Consider the following 18,340-nt stretch of genomic DNA (forward strand, 5'->3'; position numbering starts at 1 on the left):
CACGGGCTCCTAGAAGTGCAGCAGCGAGCGCTGGTCGACCCGACCGGCGTTCCGCCGCCAGGTCACCCACTGCACGGCGGCGATCACCACCAGCGCGGGCGGACCGACGATGGTGAGCAGACCGAGCGTCTCGGTGCCGGCGGCGGCTTCGTTCAGGCTCAAGGAGAATCCGCCGTCCACAGAGGACACCAGCGCGTCCGGCAGGCGCAGTGTCCCGACGGCGAGCACCGGCGACGCCGACAGGACCATCGTGGCGACCAATGCCGATTTGTGCCGTCCCGCGCGCAAGGCCGCGGCCGCGGCTCCCAACGCGCCGAACGCCAGGACGATCGCGGGCAGCACGGTCCACGACGCGGTGGTCTCGAAGGCACCCCAGCCGACCGCCACGACCAGGAACGCGAACGCGGGCGCGAGCAGCGCCTTGGCCGTCCGGTTCGCGCGGGCGGTGAAGCCGGACGGGGCCCGGACGGCGAGGAAAGCCGCTCCCTGCAAGGCGAACAGCGCGACGAACCCGGCGCCCCACAGCAGCGCGTACGGTTCGAAGGCGGCGAGGACACCGCCGGTCGGCAGCCCCGCCGCGTCGAGCGGGAGCCCGAGGACGAGGTTGCCGAGGAACACTCCCCAGGACACCGCCGTCACCCAGGCGCCGACGGTGATCGCCAGCGTCCAGGTGCCGCGTCCGGCGTCCGGCCGCCTGCTGCGCAGCTGCACCGCCGCGGTGAACGTGACCAGCCCGAGCAGCAGGGTGACGACAGGCACGTACGCCCCGGAGAAGACTTTTCCTTCCAGATGCGGGAAGGCGCCGAACAGGACGCCGACCGCGGCCACCAGCCAGACCTCGTTGGCCAGGAAGAACGGACCGAACGCGCCGAGCACCCGCCGTCGTTCGCCCTCGTCGCGGCTGAGCCTGCCGAGCAGCATCCCGACGCCGTAGTCGTAGCCGGCCAGCGCGAAATAGCCGGCCGTCAGGAAACCGAGCACACACCACCACAGGATCACCATGGGTCAGACTCCGCTCAGGACGGGAAGTTCGGCACGAGGCGCCGTCGCCTCTTCTTCGGGTTCCGGGCCGCGTTTGGCGACCCGTGACATCAGCACCCAGTCGGCGATCGCGAGTACCGCGAACAGCGCCGTGAAAGCGATGAACGAGAACAGGATCTGACCGGCGGGGATCGACGCGACCGCGTCGGCCGTGGTCAGCTGCCCGCGGATCAGCCACGGCTGACGCCCGATCTCCCGCACCAGCCAGCCGAAGATGGCGGCGATGAACGGAAGCGGGATGGCCAGCACCATCACATACAGCAGGGGCCGCACCTTGGTGATCCAGTTCCGGTACAGCAGCAGCGTGCCGAGGATCGAGGCGAGGAAGGCGATGAACCCGATCTGGATCATGAACCCCAGTGGCGCGCCGACCAGCGGCTCCGGCGACTTGAGCTTGTCGGGATGGTACTCACCGAGCGGCCCGAACTGGGCGAAGCCGAAGCCGATCACCATCGTGCTGCCCACCAGTGAGGTCAGCACGCCGATCCGCATCGAACGCCGGAAGAACTCGATCTCCTTGGTGCGCTTGATGAAGTGGTACGCGCTGACGCCGACCACGAAGAAGCCGCCGGTCATGAGCGCGGCGCTCAGCACGTGCGGCAGCGACATCGCCAGCGCCGGGTTGGTGAACAGCGCGCCGAAGTCGTCGAGTTTGAGCACCCCGTTCTCGGTGTGTGTCCCGACGGGGTTCTGCAGGAACGAATTGGCCACCATGATGAACAGTGCCGAGGCGTACGCGGTCAGCGTGATCAGCCAGATCAGCGCGAGGTGGACCCATTTGTTCAGCCGCCCCCAGCCGAAGATCCACAGCCCGAGGAAGGTGGATTCGGCGAAGAACGCCACCAGCGTCTCGATGGCCAGCGGCGCGCCGAAGACGTCGCCCGCGACCGCGGACAAACCGGTCCAGGTCAGCCCGAACTGGAATTCCATCACGATTCCGGTGACGATTCCCAGCGCGTAATTGATCACATAAAGCCTGCCCCAGAAGCGTGTCATCCGCATCAGCTCGGGCTTGCCGCCGAGTGCGGAGCGTGTCTGCATCACCGCGACGAGTGTCACGAGCCCCAGTGTGAGCAGCACGAACAGGAAGTGGAACGAGGTCGTCGTCGCGAACTGGAGTCTCGCGATCGGGAGTGCGTCCATGCCGATGCACTGTATACGTAGGCTGGCTACATGTAGCCACTAAATCTATGAAATCGGGGTGATCTAGGGGACATTCCCTGAGGTGCTTCCGGGGAGAACCCCGGTACCCTGATGATCGATGATGTGTAGACTGTCTATCTATGAAGGCCGACAGTCTGCGCGGGCACCTCGACGCGCTGCTCCTCGCCGTCCTCGACGGTCGGAAGCTGCACGGATACGCCATCATCGAGGCGCTCCAGCTGCGCAGCGACGGCGCGCTCGACCTGCCGACGGGGACCGTGTACCCGGCGCTCCGCCGGTTGGAGCGCGCCGGATTCCTCGCCAGCGAGTGGGACGTGGTGTCCGGTCGCAAACGTCGTACGTACAGGCTGACCCGCTCCGGGCAGAAGGCGCTCGCCGCGGAACGGGCGGAGTGGCAGGAGTTCACCACTGTCATAGGTGGTGTCCTCGGGGGGAGCACGGCATGAGCGCGATCGAGCCTTACCTCTCGGAGCTGGACAGACGGTTGCGCGGATCGGCGGGGGCGAAGGCCGATCTGCTCACCGAGGCGAGGGACGGTCTGCACGACGCGGCCGAGGCGTACCGCGAGGGCGGTGCCGCGGCGGCGGAAGCCGAACGACGGGCCGTCGCCGATTTCGGTCCGGTGGGCGTGGTCGCCCGCGCGTACCAGCGGGAACTGGCGCTGCGTGGCGACATCGGCACCCTGTGGAAGGTCATCGTCGGTGTCCCGCTGTTCCAGCTGTCCTGGGAGCTGGCGCGGATCTGGACCTACGGCGACTGGGCGAAGATGGGGAAACCGACCCCGCAGTGGTACCTGTTCGTCGTCGATCTCTCGGGTGTCTTCGTCGTCGTCTCGCCGGTGATCGGGGTCGCCGCGCTGCTGGGCACCCGCTGGCTCGGGCGGCGGCTCGACGGCGAGCGGCTGGGGACGGTGACGCGATGGACCGTGGGCGCCGCGGCGATCGCGAACCTCGTGGCGATGCTGTTGCTCGCCGTGGGCACGGTCGTCCTCGACCCGGCACGGATGGACATGAGCCTGGTGTGCAACGTGCTGTCTGTCGGCTGGGCGGCGTTCAGCTTCTGGCTGATCCCGCTCGCGTTCCGGTCGTGGCGGCCGCGATCCTTGACGGTCGCATGACCGCGATCGAGGCGTACATCGGCGACCTGGGAAGCCGGTTGCGCGGATCGGCGGGGGCGAAGGCCGATCTGCTCACCGAGGCGAGGGACGGTCTGCGCGACGCGGCCGAGGCGTATCGCGAGGGCGGTGTCGCAGAGCTGGAAGCCGAACGGCGGGCAGTCGCCGATTTCGGCCCGGTCGATCTGATCGCCCGCGCCTATCAGGCCGAGCTGGGACTCCGTCGCGACATTCGCGTGCTGTGGGAGCTGATCGTCGGTGTGCCGGTGCTGATGTTCGCCTGGGATCTCGCCAGGGCGCTGAGCTTCGGTGACTGGTCGCGGTTCGGTGACGCGCCGCCGTCCTGGTACCACCGCGTGATCGACGTGGCCGACATCTTGGCGGCGCTGTCCCCGGTGGTCGCGGTCGCCGGGGTGATCGCGGCACGACTGCTCTCCCGGCGCGGCGACGGCGGGCCCGCCGCCCGCGTGGTTTCGCTGGCGCTGGCCGTGGCGGTGGGGGCGAACCTGCTCGCCGTCACGATGTACGGCGGCGCGACCGGGGTGCTGGAGCCCGCCCGGCTGGTCGTCAGCGTGCCGTGCGTGGTGATGTCCGCGGCGTGGATCCTGTTCAGCTTGCGGCTCACGGTCGCCGCGCGCCGCCACCGGCGGCCGGAAATGGCGATCGCGGCCTGACCGCGCGGAGTTTCGGGAGAACTACGGCATGACTGTGATCGAGGCCTATCTCGGTGACCTGCGCGCGCGGCTCGACGGCCCGGCGTCGGCGAAGCGGGACCTGCTGCGCGAAGCACGGGACGGGCTCAACGACGCCGCCGACGCCTACCGCGAGGGCGGCTGGAGCGAACAAGAAGCGCAGAAGCGCGCCGTCGCCGATTTCGGGCCGGTGCACCTGATCGCGCAGGGCTACCAGGCCGAACTCGGGATGCACAGCGGCACCCGCACGCTCTGGAAACTGATCCTCGGCGTGCCGTTGATGCAGCTCGCCTGGGATTTCGCCCGCAAGTGGACCTTCGGTGACTGGTCGCAGCTCGCGACGCCGACACCGGCTTGGTACAAGTACATCGCCCAGCTCACCCACGGTTCGGTGTTCCTTGTGCCGGTGCTCGGCCTCTTCGCGCTCGTCTGCATGCGCTGGCTCTCCCGGCGGATGGACGGCGTCCGGCTGGTCCGTACCGCCGGCGTGCTGATCGGCGAGGCCGTCGGGCTGAACCTGCTTTCGGTGGCACTGCTGGTGTTCGCCACCGGGTTCATCGACGCGTCGCGGCTGTTCCTGTCCGTGCCGTGCGGGATCCTGATGGTCCTCTGGGTGGTGCTCAGCGTGCGACTCGCCTTGCTGGCGAGACGATCGTGGCGTTCGTGTGCCACGATCGTCGCGTGACGACCGCCCTGATCTACCTCGTAGTCATGCTGCTGGTGGCCGCAGTGGTGTTTCTGCTGGCCGCCGTGGTGTTCGGCCGGGGTGAGGAACTGGCCCCGCTGCCGCCCGGCAGCTCGCCGACCAGGCTGCCCGCCGAGGACATCACCGCCGAGGACGTCGACGCCGTCCGCTATCAGCTGGTGCTGCGCGGTTACAAGATGTCCGAAGTGGACTGGGTGATGCGGCGGCTCGGTGTCGAGATCGACGAATTGCGGTCAAGGGTGGCCGAGCTGGAGGCCGAGCGCGAGGGCGCCCAATGACCGACGTCGTCGTCTCCGTCGACGTCGCGGTCCCCGCCGGGACGGCTTGGCTCGCGCTGACCGACTGGGAGCGCCAAGGCGAGTGGATGCTCGGCACCGACGTCAAGGTCGTCGAGGGCAACGGACGCAGTGTCGGCTCGAAGCTGTCGGCCTTCACCGGCGTCGCGGGGATCGGGTTCACCGACACCATGGAGATCACCAGCTGGGAACCGCCGCTGCGCTGCGTCGTGCGGCATCTCGGCAAGATCGTGCAGGGCACCGGGGTCTTCCAGGTGATCGAGAAGGGGCCGCATTCGTCGACCTTCGTCTGGGCGGAGCATCTGCGGCCGCCGTTCGGCGTCGTCGGGCGGCTCGGCTGGCCGGTCGCGAAACCGGGATTCGAGCTGGGACTGCGGCTGAGCCTGCAAAGGTTCGCGAAATACGCGGAGGGGTACCGGGTTGGCTGAGGCGGGTCTGCTGGGTTCGGACGGGGTCAAGCGGTGTTCGTGGGGCAACTCCGCCCCGGACTACGTCGAGTACCACGACACCGAATGGGGCGTCGAACTCCACGGTGACGAGGAGTTGTACGAGCGCCTGTGCCTGGAGTCGTTCCAGTCCGGGCTCTCGTGGATCACGATCCTGCGGAAGCGGGAGTCGTTCCGGAAGGCGTTCAAGCGGTTCAAGCCGAAGAAGGTCGCGGCCTTCACCGACGACGACGTCGCCCGGCTCATGGAAGACGCGTCGATCGTGCGGAACCGGGCGAAGATCCTGGCGGCGATCACCAACGCGCGCGCGATCGAGCAACTGGACGGTTCGCTGGACGACCTGCTGTGGTCGTTCGCGCCCGGGTCGCATGTCCGGCCTCGCACGATGGCGGACGTCCCGGCGATCACCGACGAGTCGAAGGCGATGGCGAAGGAACTCAAGAAGCGCGGTTTCGTCTTCCTGGGGCCGACGACGTGTTACGCGCTGATGCAGGCGACCGGGATGGTCGACGACCATGTGAAGGACTGCTTCCGGGCCTCGTGAGGCGAAGGGCTGGCTCGCTCGGGCGTGCAGGTCTTCGGCCCACGTGATCGCGTGCGGGACCTCGCGTCCGTAGACCTCCGCGAAACCGCCGGTGAAGACGAAGAGCGGCAGCCAGCATTATGGCCGGCGCTCGCACTGGGTCACCTTCGCGGATCCTGCGCGCCGGAGCGCCCGCGAGTGGCGCGGCTTTCGTCTGGAGGCGGGGCGGCGTCGGGATCACGCCAAGACGCTAGCCGTTGCTGCCCGGAACCGGTCCCGGTCCCGGTCCCGGTCCCGGTCGTGCGAGGAAAGGTCCTTTCCTCGCAAATTTTGCCAGGAAAGGACCTTTCATTGCACGCCGCGCGGGGGGTTACTTGCCCTGGAAGTTCGGCTTGCGCTTCCCCACGAACGCCTCGACGGCCTCGGTGTGATCGGCCGTCGCGCCGAGCGCGGTCTGGGCCTCGTCCTCGGCGGCCAGCGCGGCTTCGAGGGACGACTCGGCCGCCACCGACAGGACGTTCTTGATCTTCGCGTACGCGACCGTCGGGCCCGCCGCGAGCTTCGCGGCGACCTTCTGCGCGCGAGCCGCCAGCTCCTCGTCGGGGACGACCTCGCCGACCAGGCCCAGCGTCAGCGCCTCGGCCGAGTCGACCGTGCGCGCCAGCAGCATCAGCTCGGCCGCGCGGCCGAGGCCGATCAGCCGCTGCAGCGTCCACGACGCGCCCGAGTCCGGTCCGAGGCCGACGTTCGCGAACGCCATCAGGAAGTTCGCCGACGTCGCCGCGATCCGGAGGTCGCTCGCGTAGGCGAAGGCCGCGCCCGCGCCCGCCGCGGGACCGTTCACCGCCGCGATCACCGGCTTCGGCATCCCCACGATCGTCTTGACGATCGGGTTGTAGTGCTCCTTGACCGTGTGTAGCGGCGCCGGGTCACCCGCTTGCAGCAGTCCGACGTGCTCCTTCAGATCCTGCCCGGCGCAGAACGCCTTGCCCGAACCGGTCAGCACGACCGCGCGGACGCTGTCGTCGGCCGCGGCTTCGGTCAGGCCCGCCAGCAGCAGTTCCTTGAGTTCGACGGTCAGCGAGTTGTACGCCTGCGGCCGGTTCAGCGTGAAGGTGCGCACGCCATCGGCGTCGGCGGTCAGCAGAACGTCGGATGTGGTCACGGGATCTCCTAGTCGGCGAAACTGCGGTCTGGGGGAAGTCTTTCAGCCTCGCGAGCCGCATACCAGCACCGATACGGCGGCAAAAGATCGGTCCGCGTTCGCGCTCGGCCGCTGATGAGGGACAATGGACAGTAGACCCGGCTGGCTTTGACGAGCGCGACCCGGGCGCGCCGGTTGAGACGGAGGGAGCACGCTATGGCGGCCATGAAGCCCCGGACCGGAGATGGTCCCCTCGAAGTGACTAAGGAGGGGCGGGGCCTCGTGATGCGCGTACCACTCGAGGGTGGTGGGCGCCTCGTCGTCGAACTCTCCGCGGAAGAAGCGAAGGATCTCGGCGCGGCCCTGCAGGAGGTCACCGGCTGAGCCGGACCGCACCTACGTTCAACCACCCGCACCCCGGTCTCCCTTCGGAGGCCGGGGTCGCGGTTCATCTGCGCCCGGAGGTCGCTCACTGTGCGTAACCCGCTACCCCCCGTTCCGGGGAAGCTGCTCGAACTCGAGGTCTCGGCCGATCTGCGGCGCGGTACGCCGCTGGCCACGCTGATCGCGGCGCCGTCCGAAGAGGACGGTGACGCCGGCCTCGAGGAGATCGGGGGCGTGCGGCCCACCGGCAAGGCCGGTGACGTGCAGACCGTGCCCACCGGCGGCATCCGCTGGCTGGCCGGCGTCGGCGACGGCGAACCGCGTCACTACCGCAAGGCCGGTGCCGCGCTGGTCCGCGCCGTCTCGGCGGCGCTGGACGAAGACGTCAAGGCGGGGCAGAAGGCGTTCCGTGCCTTCGCCGTCGAACTGCCCGAAGACGCCGGTGCCGAGCACGTCGAGGAGCTGGCGTTCGGGCTGCTGCTCGGCGGCTACCGGTTCACGGTGACGGCCGACGAACCGAAGCCGAGCCTGCGGACAGTCCGGTTGCTCACCCGCCACGAGCGGGCCGTGCCCGCGTACGAGAAGGCATTGGAGCGGGTCCGCGAACTCGCCGCGGCCGCCTCGTTCGCGCGTGATCTGGCGAACGCGCCTTCGAACGTCAAGACGCCCGCCTGGCTCGCCGACACCACCGCGCGCGTGGCGGGTGGGATTCCGAACCTGACCGTCTCCGTGCGGGACGAGAAGTGGCTGGCGGAGCAGGGCTTCGGCGGCGTCCTGGCCGTCGGTGGCGGCTCGGCCGCGCCGCCCCGGCTGATCGAGCTGGAGTACCGGCCGCGCGGGGCTGCGACGCATCTGCTGCTGGTCGGCAAGGGCATCACCTTCGACACCGGCGGTCTCTCGATCAAACCGGCCGACGGCATGCACCTCATGCGCACCGACATGGCGGGCGGCGCGGCGATCATCGCCGCCGTCCGCGCGATCGCCGCGCTGCGTCTCCCGGTCAAGGTGACCGGGCTGGTGCCCGCCGCGGAGAACCACGTGTCCGGCTCCTCGTACCGGCCCGGCGACATCGTCCGGCATTACGGCGGCAAGACGACCGAAGTGGGCAACACCGACGCCGAGGGCCGCATGGTGCTGGCCGACGCGCTCGTCTACGGCATCAAGAAGCACAAGCCGGACGCCGTGATCGACGCGGCGACGCTGACCGGCGCGATGAAGGTTTCCCTCGGTGTCCGCACCGGCGGCGTGTTCGCCACCGACGACGCGCTCGCGGAGCGGGTCACGAAGGCGGGCGAGCGGGTCGGCGAAGCGTGGTGGCGGATGCCGCTGCTGGAGGATCTGGCCGAGACCGTGCAGGGCTCGCTCGGTGACGTCCGGCAGGCGCCCGGTGGCCCCGGCGGGATCGTCGCGGCGCTGTTCCTGCGGGAGTTCGTCGGTGACGTGCCGTGGGCGCATCTCGACATCGCCGGACCCGCGCGGGCCGACAAGACCTACGCGGACGTCGTGCCCGGAGCCACCGGTTTCGCCGCGCGAACGCTGGTCGAACTGGTCGCTTCCTACGCCTGACCTGCGGCTACGTGCGGGGCGGGAGCAAGGGACCTTTGCTGTCGCCCCGCACCGGCAGCCGCGGCATGGGCTGGGTCGGGGCGTCACCCGCGTGCGCGGTGAGGCGGCGGGCGAGCCCGGTCGCGGGGCCGGTCAGGAACCGGATCACGAGCCACGCCGTCACCGCGCCGAGCGCGAACCCGGCGAGGACGTCGTGCGGATAGTGCGCGCCCACGAACACCCGGCTGAAGCCCATCAGCAGGGCGCCCGAGAGCGCCCACGGCGCGAGGCGCCGCCAGGTCAGTGCCAGTCCGACGGCGGCGGCCGCGGCGATCGTGGAATGGTTGCTGGGGAACGACCAGTCGTCGAGCGGCGGGCAGTGGACGAGCGTGACGAGGTTCCGGCAGGGCCGGTCCTCCTGGAGGACGCTCTTCACGCCTTCGCTGATCAGGTACGCGATCGAGGTCGCGGTAGGCGGCAGCAGCGCCACGGCGATCCGCACGGGCGAAGTGCGCGCCCTCCACAACATCCAGGCGAAGAGCGCCACGAAGACGAGCAGTCCTGCTTCGGTGAACACGATTGCCGCCGCCTGGAGCCAGCGCGGGCTCTCACCCGCCAACTCCACGATGTCGTCGTACATTCACCCGAAGTTAGCGAAAACATCGCGTCGGTGGGATGGACGAACGGCACCCATCGACCTTGACGATCGTCACCGGGGCTGGGCGCGGACCCGCTCCCGGAATCGCGCGACCGCGGGCGGCAGGACGACGTCCTTGCGCCACGCCAGCCCGATGGTCCGCCCGACCGGTGGCACCAGCGGGACTTCGGCGACACCGGCCGGACTGCCGGGTTCGAAGCGGGGGAGCAGCGCCACCCCGAGCCCGGCCGCGACCAGTCCGCGCACGGTGTCGGACTCCTGCCCCTCGAAGGCGATCTTCGGTTCGAAGCCGACCGCGGCGCACAGGTCGTCGGTGATCGTCCGAAGGCCGTAGCCGGTCTCGAGGAGGACGAATTCCTCGTCCTTGAGGTCTTCGATGGCGGCGCTCGGCTGGCCGGCGAGACGGTGCGACGTCGGAACGGAGAGGAAGATCTCCTGCTCGGCGAGTACGGCGGTGTCGAGGAGCGGGTCGTCGACGGGGGCGGGCGCGAGCAGCGCGAGGTCGAGTTCGCCGCTGGTCAGCCTGTCGACCATGTCCTGCCGTGAGCCTTGGACGAGCGTGAAGCGTACGTGCGGGTGGTCCGCGCGGTAGCCGCGGAGCAGTGTGGGGACCAGCGACCGGCCGAGCAGGTGCAGGAAGCCGAGGACGATGTGGCCCGATTCGGGGTCGACCTCTTCCCGGGCTTGGCGGACTCCGGTGTCGACGGCGGCGAGGGCGCGTTCGGCGGCGTCGGCCAGGAGTTCCGCGGCGCGGGTGAGCCGGATGCCGCGGCCGTCGGGGACGGTCAGCGGGGCGCCGAGCGCGTCGCCGAGCGCCGAGATCCGGCGGCTCACCGTGGGCTGCGGGACGCCGAGCAGTTCGGCCGCGCGTGTGACGTTCGTCGTGCGGCGGAGTGCGGTGAGGAGCGCGAGCTGAGGAGCTAGCTGGGCAGTCATCCTTTCATTCAGCATGGTATCGATTGTGGCAGATGAACGTATTAGACGTATTGGTTAGCGCGGCTTAGCTTCGAGAACGTGCCTGCAACCGGAACCACACGCCGCGTGACGATCGCCGTCGCCGCGGCCGGGATCTCGTCGTTCGCCCTGCTCTACGCGCCGCAGCCGGTGCTGCCGCAGCTGGCCGAGCAGTACCACCTCGATCCCGGCGGCGCTTCGCTGGCGGTGAGCGTCGCGACCGGCGCGCTCGCGATCGCCGTGCTGCCGATCGCGGCACTTTCCGAGGTCGTGGGGCGGCGTCCGGTGATCATCGCCTCGGTGGTCGCTTCGGTCGTGTTCGGTTTCCTGCTTCCGCTGGCGCCCAGCTATCCGGCGCTGCTCGTGCTGCGGGCGCTGCAAGGGGTCGCCATCGCGGGGTTCCCCGGAGTGGCCGCGGCCTACCTCGCGGAACGGCTCGGCAAGGCCGGGCTGGCGGCGGCCGTGGGCGCGATGATCGCCGGGAACACAGTCGGCGGGATGGTCGGCAGGCTCGCGGCGGGGTTCACGGCCGGTCCCTTCGGCTACCACGGCGCGCTGATCGTCGTCGCGGTGATCGGGCTGGTCTGCACGGTGGTCACGGTGCTGGCCCTGCCGCCGGGGGAGCAAGGGACCTTTGCTATCACTTCGGGAGATCGTCGCAGGTCAGAGGTGCTGCGCGAGCAGGGCAGGGCGGTTCTGGTGGGGCTCGGCGCGGCCGTTCGCAGGCCGGTCCTCCTGGTCCAGTACGCCGTCGCGCTCCTGGCGATGGGCTCGTTCGTCGCGCTCTACAACGCCGCCGGATTCCGGCTGACCGGCGAGCCGCTGGACCTCTCATCCGCGATCGCGTCGCTGGTCTTCCTCGCCTACGCGATGGGCTCGGTCTCGTCGGCGACCGCGGGCAAGCTCGTCGGCCGCTTCGGACGTCGCCGGTCGCTCGCGGGCGCTTTGCTGCTCACGATCGCCGGAGCGGCGCTGACGCTGCCCGATTCGCTGCCGCTCGTCATCGCCGGATTCGTCGTGCTGACCGGTGCCTTCTTCGCCGCGCACGCCGTCGCCAACGGCTGGGCCGCCGCGGAGGCGCCCGAGAACGCCCGCGGCCAGGTCGGCGGGCTCTACACGCTTTCGTACTACCTCGGCAGCAGCGTCGGCGGTGCCGCCGGGGCGACCGTCTACGGGCACGCGGGCTGGACCTGGCTGATCGCCCTCACCGCCTGCTGGCTGGCCCTCGCCGCGGTGGCCGTGGTGGCCGGGACGCGGCTGAAGGGGCCTTTCCCCGCATCGCACGCGGTGAAAGCGTCCTTCACCGCGTCTGATGCGGGTAAAGCGTCCTTCAGCCCCCGGCGATAGCAAAGGTCCCCTGCTACGCGATCGCGGCGACCAGCAGCCCGCCGCCCACCGGCAACAGCGCCGGAACCAGCCGCTCGTCCTCCCGGAAGGCCCGCGCGACCTCGCGCAGCGCCAGCGTGTCCGGATCGCGCCGTGAGGGATCCGTCACCCTGGTGCCCGAGACGTTGTGGAACGCCAGTATCCCGCCGGGCCGAAGCAGTGCGACGGCCTTCTCGTAGCAACTCGGGTACTCGATCGGGGCCGAGTCGACGAACACCAGGTCGTAGCCGCCGGGGGTGAGCCGGGGCAGGACGTCGAGCGCGCGGCCCATGATCAGCCGGGTCCGCCCCGGCGGATAGCCCGCCTCGCGGAACGCCGCCCTCGCCGCCCGGTGGTACTCCGGTTCGATGTCGATCGAGGTCAGGATCCCGTCGTCGACCATGCCCCTGAGCAGGCACAACCCGCTCACCCCAGCCCCGGTCCCGACCTCGACGACGGCCTTCGCGCGCAGCGTCGTGGCGAGGAAACGCAAGGTCGCTCCGGCGCCCGCGCTCAGCGGACCGCACCCCAGATCGGCCGACCGCGCCCGCGCGGTGGCCAGTACCTCGTCGTCGGGGTGGTACCCATCGACGATGAGGCCGACGTCGGCGGTCTCGGCAGGCGAGCCCGCATGCGTCCCGGAATTCACACGCGGAGGTTAGCGCTGCTTATCGACAAAAGAGCGAAGACTCCCTGGTACCGACTTCTCAGCCTCCTCTCAGTCCAGTCTCACTAGAAACATAAGCAGGCCGGACAGACTGGTCCTCGACAACGGGAACACCGTGCACATCGCCCGCGTTGGGTGGAGTAGTTGGGAGAGACGCTGATGGAGGTGCCTACTTCCCCGATGCAGGAAACGATGCAGGACCAGCACGCGGACCAGGTCACACCGGTGACCGTGGACGAGGCCGCATGGACGCCGCCGTCGTGGGACGAGGTGGTGCGTGAGCACGCCGACCGCGTGTACCGGCTGGCGTACCGCCTGACCGGTAACGCCCACGACGCCGAGGACCTGACGCAGGAGACCTTCATCCGGGTCTTCCGCTCCCTCGCGTCCTACAAGCCCGGCACGTTCGAAGGCTGGCTGCACCGCATCACCACGAACCTCTTCCTCGACATGGCCCGCCGCCGCTCGCGCGTGCGGATGGAAGGCCTCCCCGAGGACACCGACCGCATCGTCGGTGACGACCCGAGCCCCGAGCAGGTCTACTCGGACACGCACCTCGACCCGGACCTGCAGGCCGCGCTCGACGAGTTGCCGCCCGAGTTCCGTGCCGCGGTCGTGCTGTGCGACGTCGAAGGCCTCTCGTACGAGGAGATCGGCGCCACTCTCGGTGTCAAGCTCGGCACCGTGCGCAGCCGGATCCACCGTGGCCGCCAGGCGCTTCGCGCTTCCCTGGAGCGTCGTCGCGCCGCGGCGCAGGAGTCTGCGAAGGTGGGGGTATGACCGCACCGCGAGGTTGGGGACTCCCCGAGTCGCATCTGCTTCCGGACGCCATCGTCGCCTTCGTCGACGGCGAGCTGTCCCTCGGCGCCCAGGACAGGGCGTCGGCGCATATCGCCCGCTGTCAGTCGTGCGCGGCCGAGGTCGCGGCGCAGCGGCAGGCCGTCAACGCCGTGAAGCAGGCAGGAGCTCCGTCCATGTCGGCGGGTTTCCTGGCGAGCCTGTGCTCCATCCCGCAGAACACCGAACTTCCCAGCGCGCCGGACAATCTGGCGATGACCGCCGACGGTCAGCTGGTGGCCATCCAGCGGCCCGACAGGGTCGCCGGCCTGCGCGACACCGGAGTGCTGGGCGGCAAAGGGGTTTTGGGAGGCAGTGGGGTTTTGGGGGGCACAGCGCCGTTGGGATCAACGGCGCCACTGGGCCAGTCGCCGAACGTCCTCGGCGGCGGCCGGTTCGGCCTCGCCCGGCGCAAGTACGCGCAGGGCGCCGGAGTCGTCGTTTCCGGTCTGGTGCTGAGCGCCCTCGCCCTGGTCGCGACCTCGGGTGACGGCAGCGAAGACCAGCCGAACACCGGTCTCGTCCCGCCGCAAGGCGTCAACGCCGGACTGCTGCCCGCGCAACTGGGCGGCGGCCGATCCGAACCGCCGCGCAGCCCCTCGCCGACCCCGAGCACGTCGACCGCACCCGTGCCCGTGTCGGCCCGCTGATCTGCTTCTTCAGGGCTTGCCGAAACAGATCGTCACCGATTTGAACCGTGGATCCATGTAGCCCATGTAGGTCAGCGTCTTCTCGGTGTTGTCCGGGCAGCCCGTGCCCAGCGCGTTCGCGGGCGCGGTGGTCAGCACCTTCAGCCGCGCCTTGCCGCACTCGAGAAGTTTCGGCGGCGTCTTGCTCTCGATGTCGTCGAAGCAGGCTCCGATCTGGCCGTTGATACCGAGGCACAACGCGACGCCTTCCCCGCGCATCGGCGTCGGGATCGCCACTCGGTAGAAACCTTCCGAGCAGTTCCAGTCCCCTTTGTTCACGCCGACGACGCTGACCATGTACGGGGTGTTGGGCGTGTTGCACGGCGTCTTCACCGCGTCGGCCTCTTTGCCCGCGCCGGTCAGGACGACGCAATCGCCGACTTCCAGCTTTCCCGCCTGCTTCTCGGGTCCCGCGGCCGCCTTCGCCACGATGAGCAGCCCGGCGAGGCCGCCGACCACCACGACCGCGGCGACGAGCAACAGCACCTTCACCTTGGTGGACAGGCCCTTCTTGGGCGGTCGCTGCGGCCACCCTTGCTGAGGCTGCTGGGGCCAGTGCTGCTGAGGCTGCTGCTGCGGCGGGTACGGCTGCTGCGGCCACTGCTGCTGAGGCGGGAATTGTCCCCCGTGATGCTCCGACATGCCCGTTAGACTGCCAGAGGTGCGACATGGTTGCCTCAAGTGTCACATTTATGACCGTCGAGGCGGAATCAACGCGCACTTCACCGTGGTCACGGCAGAATCAAGGGCGAGGCTTGGCGTACTCTCGCGTCCGGCCAACCAGATCTCAGCCCCGGGGAATGATGACCGAGCAGCCGAACGCGAATCCGCAGCAGCCTGGTGACCCGGCGGGGGATCGGCTGGCGCCGCGCCCGCTGGCCCGGCCCGCCGTCGATCCGGCACAGGCGGCCACGTTCGGCAGGCCGCACGGCGTCGACGGCGCCTTCGACAAGCTGTATCAGCCCGGAACGAACGGGCAGGCCACGCCGGGCCTGAACCTGGCGCCGCCCACCCCGGAATCGCTCGCCGAGGCCTTCCGCCGCCCACCGGGCGCCGAAGGTGTCGTGCTGGAGCGGCCGCACGGGTCCAATGGCTCTGAACCGTCCGGAAACGGCGCTGAAGGCCCGCTCTGGACCACTACGTCGGATCCGTGGCGTGACCCCACCTCCGGCGCGGTACTCGCCGGTCCCGCCGTGCAGGCGGACTCGGAGGAGGAGAATGACGCGAAGCGCCCGCAAGGCGCGCTGTTGAGCCTGCCGGAAGTCCTCTTCGGGCGGCGGGTGCAGACGAAGGCGCTGGCGATGCTCGCGGCCGTCGCGCTGGTCATCGGCGCCGCCGGCGGGCTGATCGGCTGGTGGTTCGCCGACACCGGCACCGAATTGACCGGTGAGGCCAGTATTTCCGAGGCCGACGCCGCCAAAGAGCGGCCGGCTGGCTCGATCGCGGACATCGCCCACCGGGTGGCGCCCGCGGTGGTCTCGCTCGAGGTGTTCAAACCCGGCGCCGACGCCGGTCAGCAGGGCTCCGGCGTCGTCATCGACACCCAGGGCTACGTGCTCACGAACGAACACGTCATCTCGGCCGCGACGGCCGACTCGGCCACCAAGATCACCGCCGTCTTCGTCGACGGCAAACGCGTCGAGGCGAAGGTCGTGGGTTCCGATCCGAAGACCGACCTGGCCGTGGTGAAGGTCAACGTCGAGAACCTGACGGCACTGCAGGTCGGGAAGTCATCCGACCTGGCCGTCGGCGATTCGGTGATCGCCGTCGGTTCGCCGCTGGCGCTGCAGAACTCGGTCACCGCCGGCATCGTGAGCGCGCTCAACCGCCCGGTGACCGCGGGGGGCGACGGCGGCAGCGCGCCGGTCATCTACGAGGCCATCCAGACCGACGCCGCGATCAACCACGGCAACTCGGGCGGCGCGCTCGTCGACGCGACCGGTGCGCTGGTCGGGATCAATTCGGCGATCCGCTCGTCCAGCGCCGAGGGCGGCAGCATCGGCATCGGCTTCGCGATCCCGAGCGACTACGCGGTGAAGATCGCGAAAACACTGATCAGGGACGGAAAGGTCGTCCATCCCGACATCGGCATCAACGCTTCGTCGACCGTCGCGGGGTCCAACACCATGGGCGCCCAGGTCCGCAACGTCGCCCCCGGCGGCCCGGCCGCGGCGGCCGGGATCAAGGAGGGCGACGTGATCACCGAGGTCGGCGGACGGCTCGTCCGCGACTCGGCGGAGCTGCTCGTCGCGGTCCGCGCGCGCGAGGTCGGCGAAGTGGTCCCTGTCCGGCTTGTCCGGGATGGGTCGTCACTCGTGGTGGACGTGAAACTGGCCTCGGACTAGCCGGTCCGGCCGGGTACCCTGAACGGGGAAGACGCCGAGGCGGAGGTTCACACAGGTGTTCGAGAGTGTCGGCTGGGGCGAGATCCTCATCATCGTCGTCGCGGGTCTTTTCATCCTCGGTCCGGAACGGCTGCCCGAAGCGGCGTCGTGGCTGGCCAAGAGTGTCCGCAAGGTCCGTGATTTCGCGACCGGGGCCAAGACGCAACTGCGTGAGGAGATGGGCCCGGAGTTCGACCAGTTGCGGAAGCCGCTGGAGGATCTGCGAGGCCTGCGGAACTTCGACCCGAAGCGGGTCGTCACCCAGCATCTGTTCGACGGTGACCCGGATCCGCTGGGGCTCAAGGATGTCAACGGCACCAACGGTTCGAACGGGACCAACGGGGCTTCGAAGCCCAACGGCTACCCTGCGACCACCGCGCAACCCGAGCCGCTGAAGCCGGGGGAGCGCCCGCCGGTCGACCCCGACGCCACCTGACCCTGAGGCATTTAGCCCTCTGGATGCGGTCGTCGCCTCCTCCACAAGTGTTATGAACGGGACTTTCATTGCAAAATTTGCAATGAAAGTCCCGTTCATAACATCCGCTGGGGCCGCCCGCGGAGGTCAGCGGCCCGCAGGAGTGACGTTCAGCATCATCCCGGCCAGCCCGCGTGCCCGGACGGTGAGCTTCTTCGCCGTCTCCTTGAGCACGAGCGCCGCCGGGGCGTCCGGCTCCGCGAGCACGATCGGCGTCCCCGCGTCGCCGTGGGTCACCACGCGCGGGTCCATCGGCACCTGGCCGAGCAGTGGCACGGGTGAGCCGACTGACTTCGACAGCGAGTCGGCGACGGACTGCCCGCCACCGGAGCCGAAGATCTCCATCCGCCCGCCGTCGGGCGTTTCGAGCCACGACATGTTCTCGATGACGCCCGCGATCCGCTGCCGCGTCTGCAGCGCGATCGCGCCCGCGCGTTCGGCCACCTCGGCGGCCGCCTGCTGCGGGGTGGTGACGACCAGGATCTCCGCGTTCGGGATCAGCTGCGCCACTGAGATCGCGATGTCGCCGGTGCCCGGCGGCAGGTCCAGCAGCAGGATGTCCAGATCGCCCCAGAACACGTCGGCGAGGAACTGCTGCAGCGCGCGGTGCAACATCGGCCCGCGCCACACGACCGGCGTGTTGCCCGGGGTGAACATGCCGATCGAGATGACCTTCACGCCGTGCGCCTGCGGCGGCATGATCATGGTGTCGACCTTGGTCGGCTTCTCGTGTGTGCCGAGCATCCGCGGCACCGAGTGGCCGTAGATGTCCGCGTCGACCACGCCGACGGAAAGCCCGCGCTCGGCCATCGCCGCCGCGAGGTTCACCGTCACCGACGACTTGCCGACGCCGCCTTTGCCGGACGCGACACAGTAGACCCGCGTCAGCGAACCCGGCTGCGCGAACGGGATCACCGGTTCCGTGGCGTCACCGCGCAGCGATTTTCGCAGTTCCGTGCGTTGCTCGTCGTTCATCACGTCGAGCTCGACCCGGACGTCGTTGACGCCGGGGAGCTTCGCGACGGCGTCGGTCGTGTCCTTGGTCAGCGTCGCCTTCAACGGGCAGCCGGCGACCGTCAGGTAGATCCCGACGGTGACCACACCGTCCGAGCCCACCTCCACGCCCTTGACCATGCCGAGGTCGGTGATCGGTTTCTTGATCTCCGGGTCGTACACGGCCTTCAGCGCGGTGCGGACATCGTCGACGCTGGGGAGTTGCTGCGTACTGGTCACACCTCCATGTTACGTACCGGTAG

22 protein-coding genes are annotated in these 18,340 nt (G+C 69.5%); 14 read left to right on the forward strand and 8 right to left on the reverse strand.

Going from position 1 to position 18,340, the window contains the following annotated elements; translation table 11 throughout:
• Positions 1–9: 9 nt before the first annotated feature.
• A complete protein-coding gene (locus ACZ5ZX_RS26920; protein WP_465504753.1) occupies positions 10–1,002 on the reverse strand; it encodes a cytochrome d ubiquinol oxidase subunit II in 993 nt (330 codons plus the stop codon).
• 3 nt (positions 1,003–1,005) lie between these two features.
• On the reverse strand, positions 1,006–2,184 hold the full coding sequence (locus tag ACZ5ZX_RS26925) for a cytochrome ubiquinol oxidase subunit I (RefSeq protein WP_465504754.1): 1,179 nt from the start codon (positions 2,182–2,184) through the stop codon (positions 1,006–1,008).
• A gap of 140 nt (positions 2,185–2,324) precedes the next feature.
• Here ACZ5ZX_RS26925 and ACZ5ZX_RS26930 point away from each other — a divergent pair, with 140 nt between their 5' ends.
• The 7 genes from ACZ5ZX_RS26930 to ACZ5ZX_RS26960 are packed head-to-tail and all read left to right on the forward strand — an operon-like array spanning position 2,325 to position 6,003.
• Positions 2,325–2,651, forward strand: a complete 327-nt coding sequence (locus ACZ5ZX_RS26930) for a helix-turn-helix transcriptional regulator (RefSeq protein WP_465504755.1) — start codon at positions 2,325–2,327, stop codon at positions 2,649–2,651.
• Positions 2,648–3,322 carry a permease prefix domain 1-containing protein gene (locus ACZ5ZX_RS26935; protein WP_465504756.1) on the forward strand — a complete coding sequence of 225 codons (675 nt, stop codon included), beginning with the start codon at positions 2,648–2,650 and terminating at the stop codon, positions 3,320–3,322. The genes ACZ5ZX_RS26930 and ACZ5ZX_RS26935 overlap by 4 nt, the downstream gene beginning before the upstream one ends.
• Positions 3,319–3,993 (forward strand): permease prefix domain 1-containing protein, encoded by a 675-nt coding sequence (locus ACZ5ZX_RS26940; RefSeq protein ID WP_465504757.1) that lies wholly within the window; start codon positions 3,319–3,321, stop codon positions 3,991–3,993. Before ACZ5ZX_RS26935 ends, ACZ5ZX_RS26940 begins: the two co-directional genes overlap by 4 nt.
• Before the next feature lie 28 nt (positions 3,994–4,021).
• Entirely contained in the window at positions 4,022–4,696 is a 675-nt protein-coding gene (locus tag ACZ5ZX_RS26945) for a permease prefix domain 1-containing protein (RefSeq protein ID WP_465504758.1), read from the forward strand.
• Positions 4,693–4,995, forward strand: coding sequence for a DivIVA domain-containing protein (locus ACZ5ZX_RS26950; protein ID WP_465504759.1), 303 nt, complete (start codon positions 4,693–4,695; stop codon positions 4,993–4,995). The genes ACZ5ZX_RS26945 and ACZ5ZX_RS26950 overlap by 4 nt, the downstream gene beginning before the upstream one ends.
• Positions 4,992–5,441 (forward strand): SRPBCC family protein, encoded by a 450-nt coding sequence (locus ACZ5ZX_RS26955; protein WP_465504760.1) that lies wholly within the window; start codon positions 4,992–4,994, stop codon positions 5,439–5,441. The genes ACZ5ZX_RS26950 and ACZ5ZX_RS26955 overlap by 4 nt, the downstream gene beginning before the upstream one ends.
• On the forward strand, positions 5,434–6,003 hold the full coding sequence (locus ACZ5ZX_RS26960; protein ID WP_465504761.1) for a DNA-3-methyladenine glycosylase I: 570 nt from the start codon (positions 5,434–5,436) through the stop codon (positions 6,001–6,003). The genes ACZ5ZX_RS26955 and ACZ5ZX_RS26960 overlap by 8 nt, the downstream gene beginning before the upstream one ends.
• A 349-nt stretch (positions 6,004–6,352) precedes the next feature.
• On the opposite strand, the gene ACZ5ZX_RS26965 is transcribed toward ACZ5ZX_RS26960, so the two are convergent.
• A complete protein-coding gene (locus ACZ5ZX_RS26965; RefSeq protein WP_465504762.1) occupies positions 6,353–7,147 on the reverse strand; it encodes an enoyl-CoA hydratase-related protein in 795 nt (264 codons plus the stop codon).
• Positions 7,148–7,342: 195 nt separating this feature from the next.
• Here ACZ5ZX_RS26965 and ACZ5ZX_RS26970 point away from each other — a divergent pair, with 195 nt between their 5' ends.
• Together ACZ5ZX_RS26970 and ACZ5ZX_RS26975 are read left to right on the forward strand one after the other, a co-directional pair.
• Positions 7,343–7,510 (forward strand): DUF3117 domain-containing protein, encoded by a 168-nt coding sequence (locus tag ACZ5ZX_RS26970; RefSeq protein WP_005155393.1) that lies wholly within the window; start codon positions 7,343–7,345, stop codon positions 7,508–7,510.
• A 90-nt stretch (positions 7,511–7,600) separates the two neighbouring features.
• Positions 7,601–9,076, forward strand: coding sequence for a leucyl aminopeptidase family protein (locus tag ACZ5ZX_RS26975; RefSeq protein WP_465504763.1), 1,476 nt, complete (start codon positions 7,601–7,603; stop codon positions 9,074–9,076).
• A 7-nt stretch (positions 9,077–9,083) separates the two neighbouring features.
• Here ACZ5ZX_RS26975 and ACZ5ZX_RS26980 read toward each other — a convergent pair whose 3' ends face one another.
• Both ACZ5ZX_RS26980 and ACZ5ZX_RS26985 read right to left on the reverse strand, forming a co-directional pair.
• A complete protein-coding gene (locus tag ACZ5ZX_RS26980) occupies positions 9,084–9,695 on the reverse strand; it encodes a phosphatase PAP2 family protein (protein ID WP_465504764.1) in 612 nt (203 codons plus the stop codon).
• Between the two features lie 69 nt (positions 9,696–9,764).
• Positions 9,765–10,649, reverse strand: coding sequence for a LysR family transcriptional regulator (locus ACZ5ZX_RS26985; RefSeq protein ID WP_465504765.1), 885 nt, complete (start codon positions 10,647–10,649; stop codon positions 9,765–9,767).
• Between the two features lie 105 nt (positions 10,650–10,754).
• Between ACZ5ZX_RS26985 and ACZ5ZX_RS26990 the strand changes: the two genes are divergently transcribed.
• Complete coding sequence (locus ACZ5ZX_RS26990) at positions 10,755–12,014, forward strand: MFS transporter (protein ID WP_465504938.1); 1,260 nt, start codon at positions 10,755–10,757, stop codon at positions 12,012–12,014.
• Positions 12,015–12,027: 13 nt separating this feature from the next.
• Here ACZ5ZX_RS26990 and ACZ5ZX_RS26995 read toward each other — a convergent pair whose 3' ends face one another.
• Positions 12,028–12,681, reverse strand: a complete 654-nt coding sequence (locus ACZ5ZX_RS26995; protein ID WP_465504766.1) for an O-methyltransferase — start codon at positions 12,679–12,681, stop codon at positions 12,028–12,030.
• A gap of 198 nt (positions 12,682–12,879) precedes the next feature.
• Here ACZ5ZX_RS26995 and sigE point away from each other — a divergent pair, with 198 nt between their 5' ends.
• Entirely contained in the window at positions 12,880–13,479 is a 600-nt protein-coding gene (gene sigE / locus ACZ5ZX_RS27000) for an RNA polymerase sigma factor SigE (protein ID WP_016331450.1), read from the forward strand.
• Positions 13,476–14,186: an anti-sigma factor family protein gene (locus ACZ5ZX_RS27005; protein WP_465504767.1), complete on the forward strand. Its 711-nt coding sequence runs from the start codon at positions 13,476–13,478 to the stop codon at positions 14,184–14,186. Before sigE ends, ACZ5ZX_RS27005 begins: the two co-directional genes overlap by 4 nt.
• A gap of 9 nt (positions 14,187–14,195) precedes the next feature.
• On the opposite strand, the gene ACZ5ZX_RS27010 is transcribed toward ACZ5ZX_RS27005, so the two are convergent.
• A complete protein-coding gene (locus tag ACZ5ZX_RS27010) occupies positions 14,196–14,867 on the reverse strand; it encodes an LppU/SCO3897 family protein (protein ID WP_465504768.1) in 672 nt (223 codons plus the stop codon).
• Positions 14,868–15,028: 161 nt separating this feature from the next.
• Here ACZ5ZX_RS27010 and ACZ5ZX_RS27015 point away from each other — a divergent pair, with 161 nt between their 5' ends.
• A complete protein-coding gene (locus tag ACZ5ZX_RS27015; RefSeq protein WP_465504769.1) occupies positions 15,029–16,570 on the forward strand; it encodes a S1C family serine protease in 1,542 nt (513 codons plus the stop codon).
• Between the two features lie 55 nt (positions 16,571–16,625).
• Entirely contained in the window at positions 16,626–17,045 is a 420-nt protein-coding gene (tatB, locus tag ACZ5ZX_RS27020; RefSeq protein ID WP_465504770.1) for a Sec-independent protein translocase protein TatB, read from the forward strand.
• A 126-nt stretch (positions 17,046–17,171) separates the two neighbouring features.
• On the opposite strand, the gene ACZ5ZX_RS27025 is transcribed toward tatB, so the two are convergent.
• Positions 17,172–18,317, reverse strand: a complete 1,146-nt coding sequence (locus ACZ5ZX_RS27025; protein WP_465504771.1) for an Mrp/NBP35 family ATP-binding protein — start codon at positions 18,315–18,317, stop codon at positions 17,172–17,174.
• Positions 18,318–18,340 lie beyond the last annotated feature (23 nt).

Source organism: Amycolatopsis sp. NPDC033938 (assembly GCF_055575975.1).

Bases quoted from the DNA above. Each gene is read 5' to 3' on its own strand.
- ACZ5ZX_RS26920 (WP_465504753.1), bottom strand. From the start codon at position 1,002: ATGGTGATCCTGTGGTGGTGTGTGCTCGGTTTCCTGACGGCCGGCTAT.
- ACZ5ZX_RS26925 (WP_465504754.1), bottom strand. From the start codon at position 2,184: ATGGACGCACTCCCGATCGCGAGACTCCAGTTCGCGACGACGACCTCG.
- ACZ5ZX_RS26930 (WP_465504755.1), top strand. From the start codon at position 2,325: ATGAAGGCCGACAGTCTGCGCGGGCACCTCGACGCGCTGCTCCTCGCC.
- ACZ5ZX_RS26935 (WP_465504756.1), top strand. From the start codon at position 2,648: ATGAGCGCGATCGAGCCTTACCTCTCGGAGCTGGACAGACGGTTGCGC.
- ACZ5ZX_RS26940 (WP_465504757.1), top strand. From the start codon at position 3,319: ATGACCGCGATCGAGGCGTACATCGGCGACCTGGGAAGCCGGTTGCGC.
- ACZ5ZX_RS26945 (WP_465504758.1), top strand. From the start codon at position 4,022: ATGACTGTGATCGAGGCCTATCTCGGTGACCTGCGCGCGCGGCTCGAC.
- ACZ5ZX_RS26955 (WP_465504760.1), top strand. From the start codon at position 4,992: ATGACCGACGTCGTCGTCTCCGTCGACGTCGCGGTCCCCGCCGGGACG.
- ACZ5ZX_RS26970 (WP_005155393.1), top strand. From the start codon at position 7,343: ATGGCGGCCATGAAGCCCCGGACCGGAGATGGTCCCCTCGAAGTGACT.
- ACZ5ZX_RS26980 (WP_465504764.1), bottom strand. From the start codon at position 9,695: ATGTACGACGACATCGTGGAGTTGGCGGGTGAGAGCCCGCGCTGGCTC.
- ACZ5ZX_RS26985 (WP_465504765.1), bottom strand. From the start codon at position 10,649: ATGACTGCCCAGCTAGCTCCTCAGCTCGCGCTCCTCACCGCACTCCGC.
- sigE (WP_016331450.1), top strand. From the start codon at position 12,880: ATGCAGGAAACGATGCAGGACCAGCACGCGGACCAGGTCACACCGGTG.
- ACZ5ZX_RS27005 (WP_465504767.1), top strand. From the start codon at position 13,476: ATGACCGCACCGCGAGGTTGGGGACTCCCCGAGTCGCATCTGCTTCCG.
- ACZ5ZX_RS27010 (WP_465504768.1), bottom strand. From the start codon at position 14,867: ATGTCGGAGCATCACGGGGGACAATTCCCGCCTCAGCAGCAGTGGCCG.
- ACZ5ZX_RS27015 (WP_465504769.1), top strand. From the start codon at position 15,029: ATGACCGAGCAGCCGAACGCGAATCCGCAGCAGCCTGGTGACCCGGCG.